The organism is Kaistella sp. (assembly GCF_032060305.1).
GTDB classification, from domain to species: Bacteria; Bacteroidota; Bacteroidia; order Flavobacteriales; family Weeksellaceae; genus Kaistella; species Kaistella yananensis.
The window spans coordinates 18,296-20,981 of record NZ_DAMBHK010000039.1; the positions used below are offsets into that span (position 1 = coordinate 18,296).

A 2,686-nucleotide genomic window follows, 5' to 3' on the forward strand; every position below is an offset into this window, starting at 1 on the left:
ATTATTGCTGTTTCTAATTACTTGGTGCGCTGCAAATCGAGATCTTCGAAATCGAAACTGAAATCCGTAATATCGGAGATGGGTTTCATCTTTGCAGAGGTGGCTTTTCCGGTTTCATCGTAGGTGAAGATTACGAAGGCATCAGCATCGTAGCTTCTGTCGTCCCATTTTGCGATGAAGGTATTGTGGGTGTACGGCAACAGTTCGCCTTTCAGTCGCGGGGAGTTTTTAGCCTGGATACGGTAGGTTTTTCCCTGCTGGGAGATGGTTACGTCACCAAACCAGGCATCGGTGTAGGTGCCTACAAACTGTTCCGGTTTTGGGTGCTGGCTTTTCTCTTTTTTAAAGGCTTCGGATTTGGCAAAGATTTCTTTCTTTCCTTTTTCGAAATCGGCATTCATTTTTGCCATCCGGTCGCCGTAGGTTTTCAGCCAGTTGCGGTCTTCAATGCCGAGGTAGGCATCTCTAATGGTGTTGGTTACCGTGCTGAAAGCTGCCCCACTCTGCTGGTTGGTGAGTACAATGATGCCGAGTTTCATGTCGGGAATCAGCGTGAACTGGGTTACGGTACCGATCAATCCGCCGGTGTGGTACACCTGTTTGTGGCCTTTAACATCGGTAAGGAACCAGCCCAGCCCATAACCACCGAAATTGGAATCGTAGGCGTTTTTTAAAGCTACAGGTGTGGCGATCTGCAGGTTCCAGAGCTGCTGGATCTGTTTATCGGAGACGAGTTTTTTACCGTCTTTGGTGGTGAACCCGTTCATAAGGAAATCTGCCCATATCCCCATATCGGTAATGTTACTGATAATACCTCCCGCGGCATCCGCAGTCTCATTCCAGTCGTGTGGAACCTGAATCACTTTACCGTCAACAGGGGCGTGTGCATCGATGATATTTTTTACGCCAGCGGCTTTCGCACGGTTATAATTGCCGAAACTCGATTTCATGCCTACGGGTTTCAGGATCCGCTGCTCGATAAATTCAGCCCAGGAAAGTCCGGACACTCTTTTAATAACTTCGCCTGCAACAATGAACATGATGTTATTATAATCCATGGTATTGCGGAAAGAATGTTCGGGCTTCAGATAGCGCACGTTGTGGATGATGTCGTTCACCGTAAGATTACCGCCTTCAGGAAAGAACATCAGATCTCCCTGTCCAAGGCCGAGACCGGCTCTGTGGGTAATTAAATCTTTAATGGTAATCTCCTGGGTCACATAAGGATCGTACATGCGGAATTCAGGAAGGAACTTCGTGACTTTATCATCGAAATTCAGCTTACCTTCATCAGCAAGGATGGCCAGGGCAGTTCCGGTAAATCCTTTAGAATTTGAAGCGATTCCCACGAGGGTGTTTTCGTCCATTTTTTGGTTCGCTGTAAGGGAATTCACGCCAAAACCTTTGGCATACACCATTTTTCCGTCTTTAATGATGCCGACGGACATTCCGGGAACATCAAATGTTTTAAGGGTATTCTGAATCAGTTCATCGAGTTTTTTTTCTTCGATCTGGCCGAAAGCCATTAAAGAAACAAGGATGAATAACAGGGAAAAGTTACGTTTCATTATCGGAATTTTTAATTGTCACGAAGATATAAATTTTTTAACAGGCGCGCTATACACCGGCTACAGGTGGTGAATAAATCAGGAAGCCTGCATTACAGTTTTGTGGTTCGCACCCGTACTGTTCGGGGTTGGTTCAGGACTTCTTCGGAAAAAAGGGGTTATTTCCGAAGGAGATACGAATAAGACCTGAAGCATTCAGCACGAAGACCTTAAGGAGACCTTAAGCATCCTGCAGGGAGGTACGGCGCAAGTATGCGGCAACTACGGCTCAACCTCGGGGAAATGCTTATGGAAGGGATTTAAGAAGAATTTAATTGGTGAAAAACAGGGATTTCAGGATGAAACAAACGTTCATAATCACCTGTTTACCAAAACTTTGTAAATATAGGGAAAAATAAGGAAACACCGTATTATATGCCTTATTATTTATATATTTGAGATGAGTACATTTCTAAAGCAACAGCATGGGCAAAGTGAATTCGATATTTAAAGTGAGCGGAAAACTTGGCGATTATGTTTTCTACGAGCTGAACGGGAAGCAGGTTGTGCGCAAGGCCGCCGGTAAAAAACGGGGCCCGAAATCGGAGGCTCAGAAAAAGAACGAGGTTCAGAACACCGAATTTGCAAAGGCCTCATCGGCCGGAAAATTTCTGCGTGCCGCCTTGGCAGAGGAATGCAGGCGCATGAATGACCGCTACCTGTACCGGAAGGTAAACAAACTGATGCTGGAGCTGAAGGCTGCGGATGGTGCCGAAAAGGGCCAGCGCATCCCCGCAGGAGGATTGGGTACTCCCGAAGGCCGCGCAATACTGCGGGATTTCCGCTTTCATAAAAAGTACGGGCATTTTCCCAAACTGAACAGTGCGGTGAGGCAGAGAGGAAAGGCCGTGCTTCACCTCTCCCCTTCCCGCCAGCCGGTTGAAGGCATTACGGAGCTTCAGATTAATCTTGACAACGGAGATTTCCGAAGACAGGTGCACGCCGCGCCGGAAATAAGCGCACAGAACCGCGCGGAAGTGCCACTCGGTTTCCGGCGCAGAAAGGGTTACCGTGATTTGTTGTTTATTTGGGGCGAAGGGTTTCTGCAGGGGGTTGTTGTAGCTGAGGAGTAAGTATTA

The 2,686-nt window shown here is 47.1% G+C and carries 2 protein-coding genes; one reads left to right on the forward strand and one right to left on the reverse strand.

Features of this window, described 5'->3' with window-relative positions:
* Window positions 1-17 precede the first annotated feature (17 nt).
* Window positions 18-1,568 carry a serine hydrolase gene (locus V5N63_RS07125; protein WP_332033396.1) on the reverse strand — a complete coding sequence of 517 codons (1,551 nt, stop codon included), beginning with the start codon at window positions 1,566-1,568 and terminating at the stop codon, window positions 18-20.
* Window positions 1,569-2,032: 464 nt separating this feature from the next.
* On the opposite strand from V5N63_RS07125, the gene V5N63_RS07130 reads away from it, so the two are divergent.
* On the forward strand, window positions 2,033-2,680 hold the full coding sequence (locus tag V5N63_RS07130; RefSeq protein WP_332033397.1) for a hypothetical protein: 648 nt from the start codon (window positions 2,033-2,035) through the stop codon (window positions 2,678-2,680).
* Window positions 2,681-2,686: the final 6 nt, after the last annotated feature.